Source organism: Photobacterium sp. NCIMB 13483 (assembly GCF_003025475.1).
Lineage (GTDB): Bacteria > Pseudomonadota > Gammaproteobacteria > Enterobacterales > Vibrionaceae > Photobacterium > Photobacterium piscicola.
The window spans coordinates 63,495-81,943 of record NZ_PYLV01000004.1; the positions used below are offsets into that span (position 1 = coordinate 63,495).

Consider the following 18,449-nt stretch of genomic DNA (forward strand, 5'->3'; position numbering starts at 1 on the left):
TGCAGTTTTATCTGTTATATCCATTTTCGACGATAAAATAATGCGAGTTGCAGAATCAATACGCCAACTAATAATCCACAGAAGATTGAAAATGACAAATGATCTTCTGCACCGGGAATACCGTCAAGGTTAACCCCAAATAAACCTGTTAAAAATCCTAGCGGCAAGAATACCGTGGTAATAAGTGAGAGGAAGTATAGTCGTTGATTTAATGCTTCTGATTGCAGACTCATTAACTCTTCTTGGGTTACATTAGCACGTTCGCGAATAGCATTAAGATCATCAAGCGCATGACTGATTTTTTCATCTACTTCATGAATTTTTTGACGTTCCGCCAGAGATAGTAGTGGTGTCTCTATGGTTATTAATTTAGCTAATGCATCACGTTGAGGTGTCATTGAATGACGTAACTTTACTGTTTCACGACGTAATACAGCGATATTATTACGTAAGTTCATATCGCTATCCGTCATGACTTGCTCTTCAAGCTCGGTCAATTGTTCATCAATGGTATCAATCACCGTCATTTTATGACTTACCAAATGATCACATAAGCTTAAAATAAAGTTACCAATAGTTGTGGGGCCAAAGCCACCTTCAATATGATCGGCTATACGTGAAATAGCGACAATAGGCTGGTTTGACGTGGTAACAATCAAGTTTTTAGTAAAATAGCCACGAATAGAAACCATACTGTCTGACGGTTTATTTTGGGTGTTTTTATCAATATCTATACCACGTAATGCTAAGAAGAACCCATCTTTGGTTTGGTTTAATCGTGGCCGTTCACGATCATTGGTCAGGGAGTCCTTTTCGATATCAGGTAGCTGACTTTGTTGAATCCATTGCTGTGCTTGTGGTTGGGTATAGTCGAGATGCAGCCAAAGTAGACCATCAGTGGATTGCCAGTTATTAATTTTATCAAGGGTCAGTGCGGGTTTGGAATGATCGCCATTAAGTTGATAACAGTAAGCAAAACAATTTGGCATGGAGGGTCCCTTTTAGAGCACTAAGTACTTAAGTCTTATTTATTTTATGACTATAAGCTTAACCGATATAAGTCATCGATAGAAAATAAAATATTTGATGGTTATTGATTGAGCTGTTGATGCTTAAGATTCACTCTGAAACCGTGATCTGAATTGACGTGGGCTAAAAGAACTCCAGCTTTTAAAACGGGTACTAAAATTAGTTGGGTTTGGATAACCACAAAAGTCACTAATATGTTGAATTGGCCAGGAAGTGGTGGTTAATAAACCGGCGGCATGTTCCATGCGTAAGTGCGTTAAACGTGCCATAGGGGCTTGGCTATAATATTGCTGACATAAACGGTGTAAATGTGGTTCAGAACATGGATACAGTGCAGCTAGATCTTTTACTTGCCATGGGTGGTGTAATTGCTGTTTTGCATGCTGAAATACACGCTCTAAACGTTGTAATGCTAATGGTGAATGAGGCGAAGTACGGTTAGCAACCAATAGGCACAGTTGTTCAGTGATATTTGCCGAAAGTTGATCCGCAAGGGGATAGCCCAAACACAGTGCTTGTTGGAGACAACCGATAGTTTGAAATAATAATGAGCCTGATTGGGTTGGATAATAAGTTATCTCATGAGGTAAGCGCTGATCCCAATAACTTTGTTGTTCAAGCATAACCCACGCCATATCCCAAATAAGATCATGATTCTCGTTGGGATTGATATCAAATCCATTCTCATACCCTGGTGGCACATAAATCACATGATCGGGTTGCAAATCCCATTGCTTGGCTGGAGTGTTAAGTATTCCGCGGCCTTTGAGGGTAAATAGCAACATGTGCATGTCAGGGTTACGACGGTAAAGAGTAAATGCTTCTTTACCATAATTAATGCCACACTGAATGATGTGCTTTTGTTCCAAGGCTAATGATTGCACTTGGTCAATAATGATGGAGTGGCATTGTGGTGAAATATTTAAATGTTCAAACCATGCCATTATAAAATCCTTTTTGATTAAAGTTGATAGTTTGGCAAACGTTTTTGATTGCTTAGAATAACCGTAAATTAACAACACTAGGTATGATCATTATCACAAGGTAACCGTTAATTGAGTATTTAACTATGACGACATGGCGCACATCAGCAGATAGAATTTTTTGGCAAAAAACGTGGCGGTTGGCATTACCGGTTTCGATGCAGTCAATGTTGTTCGCATTACTGGGGTTAGTCGATGTACTAATGGTGTCAAAACTGGGTGAATCGCCAGTCGCTGCCGTGGGTATAGGTAACCGTATCTTCTTTTTTAACTTATTGCTGGTGGTTGGTGTCAGTGGTGCCGTTGGAGTATTAGCTGCTCAATATTTTGGCGCTGGCAGAATGGACGGTGTGCGTCGCACCTTATTGCAATCTTGGGTGTGTGCGATTGTTTTTACGTTACCTTTTGCGATTATCTATCGTTTATTTCCACAACAAATTGTTAGCGTTATTAGCGATCAGGCTGATTTTGTTGTACATGCTAAAGACTATTTGTACGTTTGTGGTTGGAGCATCATTTTTACTGCGATTGTCGTGCCTTTAGAGGCGGCTTTACGTGCTGTTGGTGAAGCAAAAATGCCAACCTATGTCGGTTTAGTGGCTGTGCTATTAAACGCGACGTTAAATGCGCTATTTATTTTTGGCCTATATGGTTTCCCTGAAATGGGGGTTGCTGGAGCCGCATTAGGAACAACGATTTCACGCGGTATTCAAACAGTAATTTTATTAGCTGTGACTTATTACCGACATCGTGAAATTCTGCCGTTAGCGATTGATATCGAAACAGCAAAAACACCTCAAGCGCGTAAACGTTATTTAACCATTGCATTACCAATGATCATTCATGATGCAGGTTGGGCGATGGGTGTTTTGGTTTACAGTATTATTTTTGCTCAGTTAGGTGTCACTGAATTAGCAATCATTAGCCTACTTGCACCGATTGAGGGCGTATTGATTTCTGCTTTTATCGGTTTTGCCGTGGCCGCTTCGACTATTTTAGGGCATGAATTAGGCGCTGAGAATTACCAACGGGCTTGGCATCAATCATGGTTCTTTATTGGGTTGAGTGTGTCGATGGCTTTTGTGTTGGGTATTTCAATTTGGCTCGCAAGTGACACTGTAAGTCTGTGGCTCCAACGGGCAGATACACCGAATTTAGCTATGTCATTAAATGTCACCATGGTGCTTGCGCTGGGGCTATTTTTAAAAGTGTTTAATATGGTGGGTATTGGGGGGGTATTGCGCAGCGGTGGCGATATCAAATTCAGCATTTTCATTGATTTGTTCGGTCAGTGGGGTGTGGGTATTCCTTTGGCTATCTTTACCGGCATTTTTCTGGGGTGGCCTTTACATTGGGTGTTAACCGCTATTTTAGCTGAGGAAGTAGTGAAAGTTGCACTGACGACTTATCGTATTCGAGGTCGTAAGTGGCTAGCTAATTTGATTAATGATACTGACCAAGTATTAGTATCGGTGTAATTGTTTGTAAACATACTGTTTATAAATAAAATTTTGCCCATTTGAATGCCAACAAATGGGCTTTTTTTATGGCTGATTAGGTCGTTATGAGTAATTGTCTTTTAAGCGGATCTCACACCGTTTCATTTGTGATAGAATTAACAAAATTTCGAATCGCCAAGTTATACCGATAGTATTGTTGTATTTGAATGGTCGGTATCATTAGTCATTGAAAAGACAGGAATTACATTGAGTCAGTCGAATCAAACTCAAGCAGACGTGTTAAATAATGAAAAAACATTAAAGTCTGCGATTAAAGATTGCATGATGCGCGATCGTTTTCGTCTACACAAACGTGTACAAGGCGCATCAAGAATTAAAAATGAAAAATCTAAGCATGCAGTATTTGATGAAATTGCGTTAGATATTGCTAAATCAATGCAGACGGTAGAATTACGTCGAAATCATCGCCCTAAAATTATTTATCCTGCTCAACTGCCTGTTAGTCAGAAAAAAGACGACATTGCAGAAGCAATTAAACATAACCAAGTGGTTATCGTTGCAGGTGAAACTGGTTCAGGTAAAACGACCCAGTTACCTAAAATATGTTTAGAGCTTGGTCGTGGTACTCACGGTATGATTGGTCATACCCAGCCTCGTCGTTTAGCTGCACGTTCTGTTGCAACACGTATTGCCGAGGAAATGGAGTGTGAACTGGGTTCACATGTCGGTTATAAAGTACGATTTAATGATCAAGTTTCTGAGCGCAGCCACGTTAAGTTAATGACTGACGGTATTTTGCTGGCTGAAATTCAGCACGACCGTTTTTTAAGTCAATATGACACCATTATTATCGATGAAGCGCACGAACGTAGTCTTAATATCGACTTTATCATGGGTTACTTACGCGAATTATTGCCTAAGCGCCCAGATTTAAAAGTTATTATTACATCGGCCACTATCGATCCTGAGCGTTTTTCAAAGCACTTTAATAATGCACCTATTATTGAAGTATCAGGCCGTACCTTCCCTGTGGAAGTGCGTTACCGCCCAGTAGTTGAAGATGGCGATGATACAGATCGCGATCAACTCGATGCTATTTTTGATGCGGTTGATGAACTGTGCGATGAAGGCATGGGTGATATTCTGATCTTCATGAACGGTGAGCGTGAAATTCGTGATACTGCTGATGCATTAGAAAAGCGTAATTTACGTCATACTGAAATTCTGCCGCTGTATGCACGATTATCAGCTAATGAACAAAATAGAGTCTTCCAGTCTCACAACGGTCGTCGAATTGTGCTTTCGACTAACGTAGCGGAAACCTCGCTAACTGTACCTGGTATAAAATACGTTATCGATCCCGGTACTGCGCGTATTAGCCGTTATAGCTACCGTACCAAAGTTCAACGTCTACCGATTGAGGCAATTTCACAAGCCAGTGCTAATCAGCGTATGGGGCGTTGTGGTCGTGTGCAAGAAGGTATCTGTATTCGTTTATATTCTGAGGATGATTTCTTATCACGCCCAGAATTTACTGATCCAGAAATTCTTCGTACTAACTTAGCGTCAGTTATTCTGCAAATGACTGCGATTGGTTTGGGTGATATTCAAGCCTTCCCATTTGTTGAAGCGCCTGATAATCGCAATATTCAAGATGGTATTCGTCTGCTTGAAGAATTAGGGGCAATTAACCCTACTGCAACCGATCCACGTAAGCGTTTATCAAATCTTGGTCGTCAGTTAGCACGTTTGCCTATCGATCCGCGTTTAGCTCGTATGGTACTAGAAGCACCTAAAACAGGTTCATTACGTGAAGTGATGATCATTGCTTGTGCGTTATCCATTCAAGATCCACGTGAGCGTCCATCAGATAAAAAACAACAGTCAGATGAAAAGCACCGTCGTTTTTACGATAAAGATTCTGATTTTGTCACGTTTGTGAATTTATGGGATTACATTCAAGAACAGCAGAAAGAATTATCTAATAACCATTTCCGTCGTTTGTGTAAGAAAGAATACTTAAACTATTTACGTATTCGTGAATGGCAAGATATCTATTACCAAGTTAATCAAGTAGTCAAAGAGCTTGAGTTAAAAATGAATGGTAATGAAGCTAGCTATGACGGCATTCATATCGCACTGTTGAGTGGCTTGCTGTCTCATATTGGTATGAAAGATCAAGAGAAGAACGAATATCAAGGTGCGCGTAATGCTCGCTTTAATATCTTCCCTGGATCGGGCATTTTCAAGAAACAGCCAAAGTGGGTAATGGTGGCTGAACTGGTTGAAACCTCGCGTTTATGGGGCCGAATTGGTGCCAAAATCCAGCCTGAATGGGTAGAGCCATTAGCTGAGCATTTGATCAAGCGTAGTTACAGTGAACCGCATTGGGAGAAAAAATCAGCCGCAGTACATGCGTTTGAGAAAGTCACGCTTTATGGCATCCCTGTTGTTGGTAAGCGTAAAGTTAACTACGGCAATATTGATCCCGCGTTATCACGTGAAATATTTATTCGTTCCGCATTAGTTGAAGGGGATTGGGAAACCAAGCATAAGTTCTACCAACAAAACCGTAAGTTATTGCGTGAAGTTGAAGAGCTTGAGCATAAGTCTCGTCGTCGCGATATTTTGATTGATGATGATGAGCTGTTTAACTTCTACGATCAACGTATTGATTTACAGGTAACTTCTGGGCGTCACTTTGATAGCTGGTGGAAAAAAGCCTCAAAAGAAAACCCAGAGCTACTTAACTTTGAACGTGAAATGCTTTTCCGTGGTGATGCAAGCCATGTAACGGATCTTGATTATCCTAATTTCTGGCATCAAGGAAACTTGAAGCTTAAATTAAGTTATCAATTTGAGCCGGGTGAAGATAACGATGGTGTGACGGTTCATGTGCCGTTAGCAATTTTAAACCAAGTGAAACCAGATGGTTTTGATTGGCAAATTCCGGGTTTACGTCAGGAATTAGTGATTGCATTAATTAAATCATTACCTAAACCGTTACGCCGTAACTTTGTGCCTGCACCTAATTATGCAGATGCATTTCTTGCGCGTGTTAAGCCAATGGAAATGCCATTACTTGATGCTCTTGAGAAAGAGTTAAAGCGAATGAGTGGCGTAACCTTAGTGCGCGAAGATTGGAATTTAGATCAGATCCCTGATCACCTTAAAATTACCTATCGTGCCGTTGATCATCGCAATCGTAAACTGCGTGAAAGCAAAGATATCTATGGCTTAAAAGAAAACTTGAAAGAAAAGGTACAAGAGACCTTATCACAAGTGGCTGATGATGATATTGAGCAAGAAGGTTTAAAAACATGGAGCTTTGGTGCATTACCTGAGCGTTACCAACAAAAACGTAGTGGGTTTGAAGTTAAAGCGTTCCCTGCGTTAACAGATAACAAAGACTCTGTTGGTATTAAACTGTTTGAAACCGAAGAAGAACAACACAACGCTATGCAAGCAGGTCAACGTCGTTTGATTTTATTAAACGTACCATCACCGATTAAATACTTGCATGCAAACCTACCGAATAAATCGAAGTTAGGTTTGTATTTTAATCCATACGGTCGTGTGCTTGATTTGATTGATGACTGCATTGCGTGTGGTATTGATAAGCTCATCGAACAAAAGGGCGGTTTAGCTTGGCAGCCTGAAACGTTTGAAGCATTGAAAGAATATGTTCGTGCAGAACTTGGCGATACAGTAGTTGAGATAGCTAAGCAAGTGGAAGCCATTCTAACAACGGCATTTAATATTTCTAAGCGTTTAAAAGGCCGTATTGATTTACGTATGGCGTTTGCAATGTCAGATATTAAAGCACAAATTGAAAGTTTAATATTTAAAGGCTTTGCGACAGAGTGTGGTTGGAAGCGTTTACCTGATATTTTACGTTACATGCGTGCCATTGAACGTCGTATGGAGAAACTACCTATTGATCCTAATAAAGATCGGGTTCATATTTTAAAAATTGAATCAGTGGTTAATGACTACAACGAGTTGTTAAACAAGATCCCTAAAGGTCAACCCATACCTGATAAAGTCAAAGAAATTCGCTGGATGATAGAAGAACTGCGTGTAAGTTTCTTTGCTCAACAGTTAGGTACACCTTATCCGATTTCTGATAAGCGGGTTCGTAATGCGATTAACGAGTGCTAGTCACTTAATTTAGTAGTAATACAAATCCTAAAATGAAAAGGCCGATGCGATAACCGCATCGGCCTTTTTTTCGAGGGAATATGTCTAATTAGTGCGTTTGTGTTGCAATTTTAGCCTTTACTGATGTTGATGCTTTGGCTGCTTTTTTCTCAAAGCGAGAGATCCACAAGTAAGCTAATCCTGCAAATACAGCGGTCATAAACACGTTGATAAAGAATGCCTTAATAAGATCGACACCCGGAGGGAAAGCAGAAGCTGTCATACTTACCATAAAGATAACAATCAAAACTGACACCATTCCCATACCAAATAAGCGCGAGCCCATACGGAACTCACGTGGGGTATCATCATGCTTAAGGCGGAGCACAAAATACGCTACCATGATAAAGATTGGCGGTAACATTGCAGTACCTGCGGTTAAGTTAATTGCTGTACTCATCATTTCTTGAACAGACTCAGAGCCAAAACCGTTAGCAATTAGCATTACTAATACAAATCCAAACTGCCACCATGCAGCACGAACAGGTACACCATGTTCATTTAGCTGAGTTGTTTTCTCACCGTAAACACCTTCCGGAATTTCAGAGAAGTGAATTTTAACCGGTGCAGCTGTCCACATCATCATTGCACCAAACATAGCAATAAAGAGTACGACACCAACAAAACGACCGACTAATGGTGCCGAGATATCAAAGTAATGGGCCATACCGGTGAAGATCTCAACCATACCACCTGAATAGGTTAAGTCACCACGAGCCACAAATACGTTAACTAATAATGAACCAATGGCATACATGCTACCAATCAGCACTCCAGCAACAATGATCACTTTAATGAATGATTTCTGACCGCCTTTAACATCGTTCAGATAAGCAGCTGCGGTTTCTGCACCGCCAGCTGCTTGGAAAATCCAACACATAATACCCAATGTTGCCCAATTAATGGTTGGCGTCATGGCTTCAAGTGTAATGGGTTCAGCTGGCGGCGCGTCACCATTTAATGCCATTAAGGCACCGATAACATAAACCGCAAATAGGGCAAAGACACCATAAGCAACGATTTCTGAAATTTTACCTAACCACGATGCACCTTTGGTTGATATATGCGTCGCTGCGGCAAATAAAACAATTGAAATCATTGACGTTACCATTGGTGAGAACGCATATTCATAACCAAGCATGGCGTATGAAGCATAAGCAATAACGTTCGGCAACAATGAGATAAACCAAAATAGATTTACAAACCAATATAAGAATGAGCCCATGTAAGCCGCTTTTGTACCCAGCGGTTTTTTGATCCAGTCATACATACCTGATTCAGAGTTTTTATTGGCAGAGACAAATTCAGCAATAATGAAAACAAAAGGAATGAAATAAACCAATGTAGCAAAAAGAAAAATAGGTGCTGAGCTTAATCCTAATTCAATGTTGTTGTTAACGATATTACGGACATTGAATACAGCTGCAAATGTCATCGACAGTAGAGCAAACTTTCCAATTGTACCGCGCATAGATTCAGACATAATATCCTCCATGAATCAGATCGATGATAACGTAGATAGAAATAAGCTGGTTATCAAAGGATGCGAGAAATAAATTACCGACTCAAAGCACTAAAGCAATGAAGTCAGTTAACATGGAATGGATTTTAGTAAAACTTTTACTAAAATGTAGTGATGAAAACGTTTTCCTTTAACTTGATCACAGTTTGTTGTTCATTGAATGTCGACGATGTGATGTAGTTAAAATTTGTTATTTGATCGTATATATGACAGAAAAGTCACTAAAAATGACTATTATTAGGCGTGTTTCTTTATCTTTATTATTTATTTCAATATATTACAGAAGGAGAGGGGAATAATTAGCTACGGGTTATTTATAGCAAAATAGAGATATAAAAAAAGAGCGACAATTCGCTCTTTTTTAGGAAAAGATAATCAGTGTTGGTTAACGTTCCCAGTAAGCTTCTTCTAAACAGTCTTCACGTTCAGGTAAACCATGAGAAAGACGAGGAGCATGTTGAATGAGCACTTCATAGCTTACACGGTTTGAGTATTGGCAAATTTGTGAGAACGAAGAGTAAGACAAGAATTGTGCAGTGTGTTTAGCTGAATTTGGAACATTGATTTTATGGAAACGGTTAGCTGACATATCATGCAGTAGGGCAGATAAAGCGGCATCACCAGCACCATTAGTGTTTTTTATCTCCATCGGGCCACCAAGGTAAGGGGAGATGTGAGAGTAAACACGAACAGGGTTGATACAATCAGCTTTCGCCATTGGACGACTGAATTCATATTTATTAAATTCAGGAATACGACCTGGTAATAATGGCAATGTTGATTCGCGTTTTAGCTCGTCATCAGTGTAACCCGCCATGTAAAGACCAGCAGGTCCCGCAGTACACAACACCATATCAACCCATTCTAGTGCTTTATCAGCAGCCATTAATGGATCTTTTTCGCCAGTAAGGGCTTCAGCTTCTTCTTCGTTCATAGCGATACAAGTTACGTGTTCTTTGATGAATTCAATCCACCATTCACGCTTATCTTCAATTACGTATTTAGTGCCAAGCGTTAGTACAACTGGTACATTATTCTTTTTTGCAAATTCAATCGCTTTAAGTGCAGCATCTTTCATTGGGTCGGTTGGTTTACCGCGAACCAAGTAAGAAGAAAGGACTAATGCAGAAGCTTGCTTAAATGCACATTCAGGAATACTTTCAGGACGCAATTGGTTCATCTGTCCTTCATTGATCGCAAATGTACGTTCACCATCTTTCGTGATTAACGTGTAGCAACGACCAATAGGGCCACAGACAGGTTGTAGGTAATCAAGATCAATACGGCTAGATGTATTGCAAAGGTAGCGGTAAGCGTAAGATCCAATTTTTAGATCTTTACTCATTACGCCCAGTAAGATGGATTTATCATCAGCAAGAACAGAGTAATTATGTAACGTATTACCAATGGTATCACCAGGGTATTCATGGCTGATCAGTTTACGTTCTTTTAACTCTTGATATAGCAGCTCTGCTTTATCTTCATCAAGGACTAAAGAATGGCCTTTACTTAGAGCATGTCTGGCTAAGAAGTCATCGTCGACGCGCGCTTCAATATCCACAATTGTTTGACCTACGCCAACAAGATGTGATTTAGCTAGTGGGTTTTCTTGTTGAATTTGAACAACCAATGGATCGCGAGCATTGACAGGGAAGTAATGCTTTGACTTACGTTGACCAGGAAATTTCATGTCTAAAGGCTATAGAAATAAGGGATTTTGATTCATTCTATCATAAAAATGAGAGATAAATCTCACTTCTTTGATGTTCTTACATTGAAATTGGTTCTTTTGCCGTTTTTTTAAACGACTTGTTCAAAAAGCTACGGTTAGATGCTAATAAGGTAAGTTTAATGGTGCTTTTATTGTTCAATTGGGATTTTAAACTATAAATAAAGCATGCAGTTTTTCTTGCTATAACTGGCTATAGTAAGATCGATGTATAAAAAAAGCCGCAAAAGCGGCTTTTTTGTTTAGAAACGATAAATCTAGTTCAAGCGTTTAAGCTCTTGTTGTGCACTTGTACCACCTACTGGGCGGCTAACTGAGATAGAACGGCCTTTTTTCATACCTTTTTCATAATCATCAGTTAATGCCTTCATCGCTTCCTGAAGTTGTTTTTTAAAGGTTTCACGATCTAAATTTTCAAACTGTTTATCAATATAGTTTGCCATACGTTGGTCATGATCATCATCAGTATTTAATACTGGTAACTTTTCTAATGCACCTTCAAGCCAACCAGCTAAAAATGAGGATACGCGACGGGTAACTTCTGATGTACTCGTTCCTGTTCCTGCAAAGCTATTACGGAATTGACCTGTTTGCTGGTTCATTTCACGATAAACGATATCAAATGCAAAAGCGGCAAAAATAGCACGCTCAGCTGTACCAATAAACTCTGCTTGTTTTAAACCTTTGTAATTAGTTAGAACGCACTCAACTCCAAAACGACGATTAATACCACGAATAATTTTTAGAATTTGTGGACTAATATCTGATGGCAATAATGTTTTTGACTTAGTTTTGCCCATCTTAATGAATTCAATATCGTCTTTTTCTAGACCATATTTGAGCATGAGGCGGTGAGCCATACGAATGGCTTGGGCTGCTTCGTTTACATTTGCTGAATTACCCAACTCAAGGCATTTTGCAATTTTCTTGAGGGCCTTTCGCTTCTGTTCTGACATTAAACATTCTCATGACTAAAAGAGGGCACATATTTTACCGCTTTATGGCCTCATACTACAAGTACGTAATTGTGATAATGGTGCGAATGGGGACTAAATTCAATAGGAGGTTGATATGTTAGTTAGTAAAGATCCTGCTTGAAGTGTAAAAATAGGTTATTTGATATTATTTTTCACTTATCGCGATTTTATATTTAAAACAAAAGTTATGATTGTTATTATATTATTTAAACATTTATGAAATAAAAATATTGGAATTAATTGCTATATAGATGTTCTATATTATATGCTCTATTTGGATGTGTAATTGACCGTAATTATAATGGGTGCTTTAAATATAATTATTAATTATAATTAGTAAGTAAAATTTTATAACTAATACGTATTTTTAAATTTAAAACAAGTATCAATAACTTGTAGGGAAGCTATCTAGCTGATAGAATAGCTATTTTTATGATTCAGTTTGTTATCTAAATAATAATATATTTAACATATTAACGTTTTATATAAAGTATATATTTTTTAATACTAAGTATCAGTAATAGAGTTAGTAAAAAATTAGTTATGCAGTTATGTATTTAATGATTATTTCTGGGTTTTATCTTATTAAAGTAGTTATTTTATGTTAAAAAGTATGATTTCTTTGTTATTTGTTCAAGGGAGTAATTATTTAATACCATTGTTAACATTACCATATTTAAGCCGAGTTTTAGGTGTGGAAGGGTTTGGTAAATATGGTTTAACCTTATCAACAATACAATATTTTGTAATGATAACTGATTTTGGTTTTAATTTGTCTGCGACAAAAAAGATAGCAGATGTTCAAAATGATAAAGTAAAAGTATCCATTATTTTCTATGAGACAATGATAGCTAAAATAGCAATCTGTTTAGCTTCTATATTAACGATTGTTGTATTAGTATCGATCAATATGGATAATGTTTTTTCTTCAACGTTATATTATTCAATAATAATGTTGGTTGGTACTGTTTTATTACCTATGTGGTTTTTTCAAGGCATTGAAAAAATACCCGTACTTTCTTTTTTAATGGTAATGACTAAATTAGTTTCACTACCGTTCTTTTTTATTTTTGTTAAAGATAGTTCAGATATTGGTATCGCAATATTTATTCAATCATCAACAAACTTTATTGTTGGTTTATTTGCGATTTTTTATATTATTAAAAATAAATTATTGGTAAATGTTAAATATAAAGATCTTAGTGTCTATAAATCAATTCATGAAGCTTCTCCAATATTTTTAGCTTCTTTTGCTATAAGCTTATATACGATGAGTACAACGATCATTATTAGTTTATCTTCTAATATTACTGAAGTTGGCTTATTTTCTGCTGCTGATCGATTAAAAGGTGCAGTATTGGGTGTGTTTTTTATTATGGGAAATGTAATCTATCCAAGAGTTAATAAATTACTAGCGACTAATAAAAATGAAGCATATCGAATAATAAGAACAACTTTTATTATTCAAGGTATTCTATCTATTGCTATTATAATTTTTATATATTTATTTAATAGAGAAATTGTCTCAGTTTTTTATAGTGAAGAATATAAAAAAGCAGGTGTGGTTTTAATTGTATTATCATTTACAATATTGTTAGCTATAGAAGCAACTGTATTAGGTAATTATATATTATTACCTCATGGGTATAATAAAGAATATACAATTTTGCCTATGGTTATAGCAGCTATTCATATTCCATTGTGTTTTTTCTTATCTCATAAATATGGTGCTATTGGTGGGGCTAGTTCTATTGTTATAGGTGAATTTTTAAGCTTTATAATACTATTATTCGTAGTGATAAGAAAAAATCTTTTCCGTAAGATATTTATTAGAGGTGAGTGTGTCTAAATTATTATCGATAATTATTCCTGTGTATAATGTTGAATTATACTTAGATGAATGTTTGAAATCTGTTTTTGAGCAAATAACAGATGATATTGAAGTTATAGTTATCAATGATGGTTCTACAGATAGCTCTAGTAAAATAATTGAAAGTTATCAGGATAAATATTTCTTTAAATATATTAATCAACAGAATAAAGGGATTTCTATAACCAGAAATGTCGGTATAAAGGAAGCCTCTGGTCAGTATATTTCTTTTTTAGATTCTGATGATATTTTTGCTGATGGGATTGTTAATAAAATAGTAAAAGAAATCATAACATCGAAGCTAGATTTGTATAAACTAAAATATAAAAAGTTTATAGATGGAGAAGAAATAGATAAATTAAACACATCAATTGGTAGTAATCTGATGATGAGTAAATATGATGTTATTGAAGATAATAATTTCTATTGTTGGTTATATGTTTTTAATTGTAAATTATTCGATGGATTTGAATTCGATTATGGCAGGTGCTATGAAGACCAGTTAATTTTACCTTTGATTATTTATCAAGCATCAACTTGTAAATTGATAAATGATATTATTGTTTATTATCGAGTTAGGTCCTCTAGTATAACACATACGGTATCTTTATCTTATGTTAATGATGCGTTATTTGGATTGGAGCGTTATTCTAAAGAATATAAAAACGACACTTTTTATTTTTCAAAAATCTTAGCTGAACAATATATATCATTTTTATCTAAATGTGCGCGAGCTGACCATTTAGATCATGATCATATTGTGAATATGATGAAAAAAGCAAATAAATTAATTTCTATATCTATGATTATGAATTCAAAAAACACAAAAGCAATTATATTTAGAATCTTTAGTAAATTTGTGTTTTATAGATTAAGAATTGTTACTAAAAAAGATTATTATTGATATTAAATTATTTTATCACTCCTATTAAAGGTAATATATTGCAGTGTAGGAGTGATATATATATATAATGTACCGCTATGTTTTTTGCTAATTTAACGAGATGAATTTATAAGTGTAAATATAGTATTTTTATTAATATAAGTATCTGTATACATATGAAATTTTAATCATTCTCTAGTGCGAGTTATATTTATGTTTTGTTATGGAATAAAATATGATTATTTAAGTGTTTAAATGACCATGTATTCCCTTGTGGTATATTGTAATCTATTTTATCTATTGCTATAATAAATGAAATAGGTTGTATTCAATATGATTTATAGATGTCTTTTGTTTTATAATGAATATATCTGTTATTTTAATAATAGATATTAGGTCGCGTTTATTATGCTTGATATACAAAATAATATAATGATTAATAAAGATGAAATAGATATTTTTGAGTATTTTAAATTAATCAAAGATAATTATTGGTTTATTGCTTTTTTTACGGTTGTTTTTATTATTATTGGTGTTTCTTACGCTAAATTAGCAACACCAATATACCAAGCTGATGTTGTTATTAAGATTGATAAAGATAAAAATAGGATGACAACATTAGGTGAAAATATTGCTGATTTGTTTTCTTTTTCATATAGTACTCAATCTGAAATTGAGTATCTAAAATCACGTAAGTTACTAGATAAAACAGTAAAAAAATTAAATTTAACAACAATAATAACACCTAAAAACATTCCGATAATTGGTGCTGGACTAGCTCGTTTGTCGAACGATCCTCAGTTTGTTGATATTCTAAAGTTAGAGTTATTGAATAATAATGATCAGGAATACGTTTTAACAGTCATTGATGCTAAAAGTGGTCAATATAAATTAACCGATATGTCTAGTCACAAACCATTATTTGGGAGTATTGGAAAGCTTGCTATTGGCAATGGGGTAGCTATCCTTGTTTCATCAATAAAAGCAAAGGATGGTGATGAATTTAATATTAAAAAGGTTGATCAATATACTGCTGCTGTAGATTTACAAAAAAGATTGAGCATTACTGAAGTAGGTAAAGAAGCCTCTGGTATCGGTGGTACTGGGATTGTTAAAATTACATTAACTGGCGCAAGTAAAGATAAGATTCAACGTATTTTGAATAATATTAGCAGTAATTATCTTTTAATGAATAAAAAACGAGATGCAATGGAAGCTGAACGTAGTTTAGAGTTTCTTAAGCATGAAATTCCAATCGTTAAACAGAAATTAGAGCTTTCAGAGAATAATCTTGAAAAATATCGAGAGCAGCATGGATCTATTGATTTTGATAAAGAGACTAAATTAACATTAGATGCATTAGCTGATGTTGATTCTAAATTAAATGAATTGGTATATAAAGAAAGTGCTCTTGCGACGAAATATACGAAAAAGCATCCAATTTATATTGCATTAATAAGTAAACGTAATGCATTAATTGCGGAAAAAGAACGTTTAAGTAAAAAAATTGATAAATTGCCAGTTACTCAGCGTGAAATATTACGATTGACTCGTATTGTAAAATCGAACACTCAGATTTATACACAATTAAAACAAAAAGAACAAGAATTAAGCGTTGTTGAGAAAACGGAAATCGGAAATGCAACTATTTTAGATAGTGCTCATAGTTTGGATAATTCAATTAAGCCAAGAAAAGCTATTGCTGTTGTGATGATTACATTTGTTGGTCTTATTCTTTCTATTGCAATTGTACTTATAAAATATATGTTGGTAAGAGGTGTAACATCCATTGATGAAGTTCATGCTTTGGGTTTGGAAAATTACGCCAATATACCATTTTCAAAGAAACAATATAATTTAAATAAAAATGGAGAAAATTCATTATTAGTAATTGGCGCACACAAAGATCTAACTGTTGAGTCTTTAAGAACATTACGTGCAAATTTGTATTTTTTACAAAAAAAGATGGCAACAAATCTTGTTGTGTTATGTAGTGCAGATGTTGGTGTCGGTAAATCATTTATTGCTGCTAATTTATCAGTGCTAATTGCTCAATCGAATAAAAAAGTATTGGTTATTGATGCTGATATGCGAGAAGGCATGTTAAAAGATAAATTTGGTCTGAGTCAATCTTTAGGACTAAGCGATTATTTAAAAGGTAATATTTCAAGTGATGATATTATTCAAAAAACGGAGATTAACAACCTTGACATTATTTGTAATGGTAATGTTGTGAATAATCCATCTGAGTTATTGATGACATCTCGTTTAGAATTATTACTTAAAGAAGTATCTGTTGTTTATGATACTATACTTATTGATACACCTGCTAGTTTAGCTGTATCTGATAGCCTTATTATTGGATCTTATTCACCCTTACGCTTACTTATTGGCTATTTTAGTAAAACATCAGAAAAAGAAATAATGACAGTTAAGAATAGTTTTAGTAAAAATAATATGGAAATGGCTGGATTTGTTATGAATGGTATTGATGAAAAAGCAAGTGCGAAGTGTGATTATTCTCATTATATAAAATAAATTATGATAGAGAATATTAAGACTGTGATGATATGTCATTTTAAATTAAATGAATATTTATTTTTATAAATATAACTTGTGAATGTTTTAAGTATGTCTAATCTTGGTGTTGTATATGATTTGATACCATTTATTATTGTTTCATTATTAATTATTTCAAGCGTTAGCCCTAAAATAAATACATTATGTTTGCTGATTTCATCATTTATAATCTATATTATTATTTCGTCACGGGGGTTATCAGTAGATCGTGATGCAGCAGTATATAAGTTTGTCTTTGATTCTTTGAGAATGGTACCTTTTGACCAACTTTCTGAATATTCATCAGTAATTGGTCAGGAAATTGGTTTTTTATTCTTTGAAAAATTAGCTAATATGAGTGGTATCAATTTTTTTGAGTTTAGATTTTTATTTGATTTTTGTTGTTTAAGTGCTTTGTTATATGTTCTTTTTACATATATACCCGGAAAATTCAGATTGATATCATATTTTATATATGCATCTATGTTTATGTTGTTTCGAGATTTCACTCAAATTAGATTATGCTTTGCTTGCTTAATTTCAATAATATCAATATTGAAAATGCTAGAAGGAAAAGTAAAATCAAGTATAAGTCTGTTTTTTGTTGCAGTGATGTTTCATAATACTTCATTAATAATAAGTACTATATTATCTGTTATTTATTTCATGAAGGAAGAAAGATTATATAGTATGAAGTTTGCATTATCGATGATTAGCCTTTCTTCTATTCTTTCTGTACTTAAGCCTGCAAATTATTTAATGACATTATCATTTATGCCGTCACAACTTACACGGTATCAAGGAACAGATAATATTAGTGGTAGTACTTTAGGTATAAATTTTTTATTTTCTATTGTATTAAGCCTAATATTGGTTTTTTTTTATAAAAAAGGAGAGAAGAAAGATATTGGGTATAAATTTCTTTATATAACAATGTTAGCTTCTACATGTATATCATTAGTATTTATAGGTGTTCCTATTTTGATAAGAATGCAAATATTATGTTTTACTGGTTTTATATTTTTTCCTTCAATATTATATGGTATTTTTATGAAAAAAACAAAGTTAGGTAATTATATATTTCAAATTTCTATTGCATGTGTATTTATACTTAATTTTTATAAGAACTTATCTTCAGGTATTATTTATACATATATACCATTTTGGATGGAATAATTGTTAATTATATATCTACTAATCTTTAATTTATTAAATGGTAATGTTAAAAAATATATTG

Annotated in this window: 11 protein-coding genes; 6 read left to right on the forward strand and 5 right to left on the reverse strand. The window is 34.8% G+C overall.

All coding sequences use genetic code 11. The features are described from left to right. Nucleotides 1-14: 14 nt before the first annotated feature. Both C9I86_RS05100 and C9I86_RS05105 read right to left on the reverse strand, forming a co-directional pair. Nucleotides 15-989, reverse strand: coding sequence for a zinc transporter ZntB (locus C9I86_RS05100; protein WP_080157338.1), 975 nt, complete (start codon nt 987-989; stop codon nt 15-17). Nucleotides 990-1,112: 123 nt separating this feature from the next. Then, nucleotides 1,113-1,973, reverse strand: a complete 861-nt coding sequence (locus C9I86_RS05105; protein ID WP_107275819.1) for an AraC family transcriptional regulator — start codon at nt 1,971-1,973, stop codon at nt 1,113-1,115. A 125-nt stretch (nt 1,974-2,098) separates the two neighbouring features. On the opposite strand from C9I86_RS05105, the gene C9I86_RS05110 reads away from it, so the two are divergent. After that, the gene (locus tag C9I86_RS05110; protein WP_080157342.1) at nt 2,099-3,490 is read left to right on the forward strand and encodes an MATE family efflux transporter; all 1,392 of its coding nucleotides are present in this window, start codon (nt 2,099-2,101) and stop codon (nt 3,488-3,490) included. Nucleotides 3,491-3,718: 228 nt separating this feature from the next. After that, complete coding sequence (gene hrpA, locus C9I86_RS05115) at nt 3,719-7,633, forward strand: ATP-dependent RNA helicase HrpA (protein ID WP_107275820.1); 3,915 nt, start codon at nt 3,719-3,721, stop codon at nt 7,631-7,633. Between the two features lie 88 nt (nt 7,634-7,721). Here hrpA and C9I86_RS05120 read toward each other — a convergent pair whose 3' ends face one another. From C9I86_RS05120 to C9I86_RS05130, 3 genes are all read right to left on the reverse strand, one after another. Further along, nucleotides 7,722-9,155, reverse strand: coding sequence for an amino acid permease (locus C9I86_RS05120; RefSeq protein ID WP_107275821.1), 1,434 nt, complete (start codon nt 9,153-9,155; stop codon nt 7,722-7,724). 424 nt (nt 9,156-9,579) lie between these two features. After that, nucleotides 9,580-10,884, reverse strand: coding sequence for an inosine/guanosine kinase (locus tag C9I86_RS05125; protein ID WP_107275822.1), 1,305 nt, complete (start codon nt 10,882-10,884; stop codon nt 9,580-9,582). Nucleotides 10,885-11,180: 296 nt separating this feature from the next. Next, complete coding sequence (locus tag C9I86_RS05130; RefSeq protein WP_080157350.1) at nt 11,181-11,879, reverse strand: DUF2786 domain-containing protein; 699 nt, start codon at nt 11,877-11,879, stop codon at nt 11,181-11,183. Nucleotides 11,880-12,501: 622 nt separating this feature from the next. On the opposite strand from C9I86_RS05130, the gene C9I86_RS05135 reads away from it, so the two are divergent. From C9I86_RS05135 to C9I86_RS05150, 4 genes are all read left to right on the forward strand, one after another. Beyond that, complete coding sequence (locus C9I86_RS05135; protein ID WP_107275823.1) at nt 12,502-13,749, forward strand: oligosaccharide flippase family protein; 1,248 nt, start codon at nt 12,502-12,504, stop codon at nt 13,747-13,749. Continuing rightward, nucleotides 13,742-14,674, forward strand: coding sequence for a glycosyltransferase family 2 protein (locus C9I86_RS05140; protein ID WP_158258917.1), 933 nt, complete (start codon nt 13,742-13,744; stop codon nt 14,672-14,674). Before C9I86_RS05135 ends, C9I86_RS05140 begins: the two co-directional genes overlap by 8 nt. A 387-nt stretch (nt 14,675-15,061) precedes the next feature. Next, nucleotides 15,062-17,191 (forward strand): polysaccharide biosynthesis tyrosine autokinase, encoded by a 2,130-nt coding sequence (locus C9I86_RS05145; RefSeq protein ID WP_107275825.1) that lies wholly within the window; start codon nt 15,062-15,064, stop codon nt 17,189-17,191. Between the two features lie 93 nt (nt 17,192-17,284). Continuing rightward, a complete protein-coding gene (locus C9I86_RS05150) occupies nt 17,285-18,388 on the forward strand; it encodes an EpsG family protein (RefSeq protein WP_107275826.1) in 1,104 nt (367 codons plus the stop codon). Nucleotides 18,389-18,449: the final 61 nt, after the last annotated feature.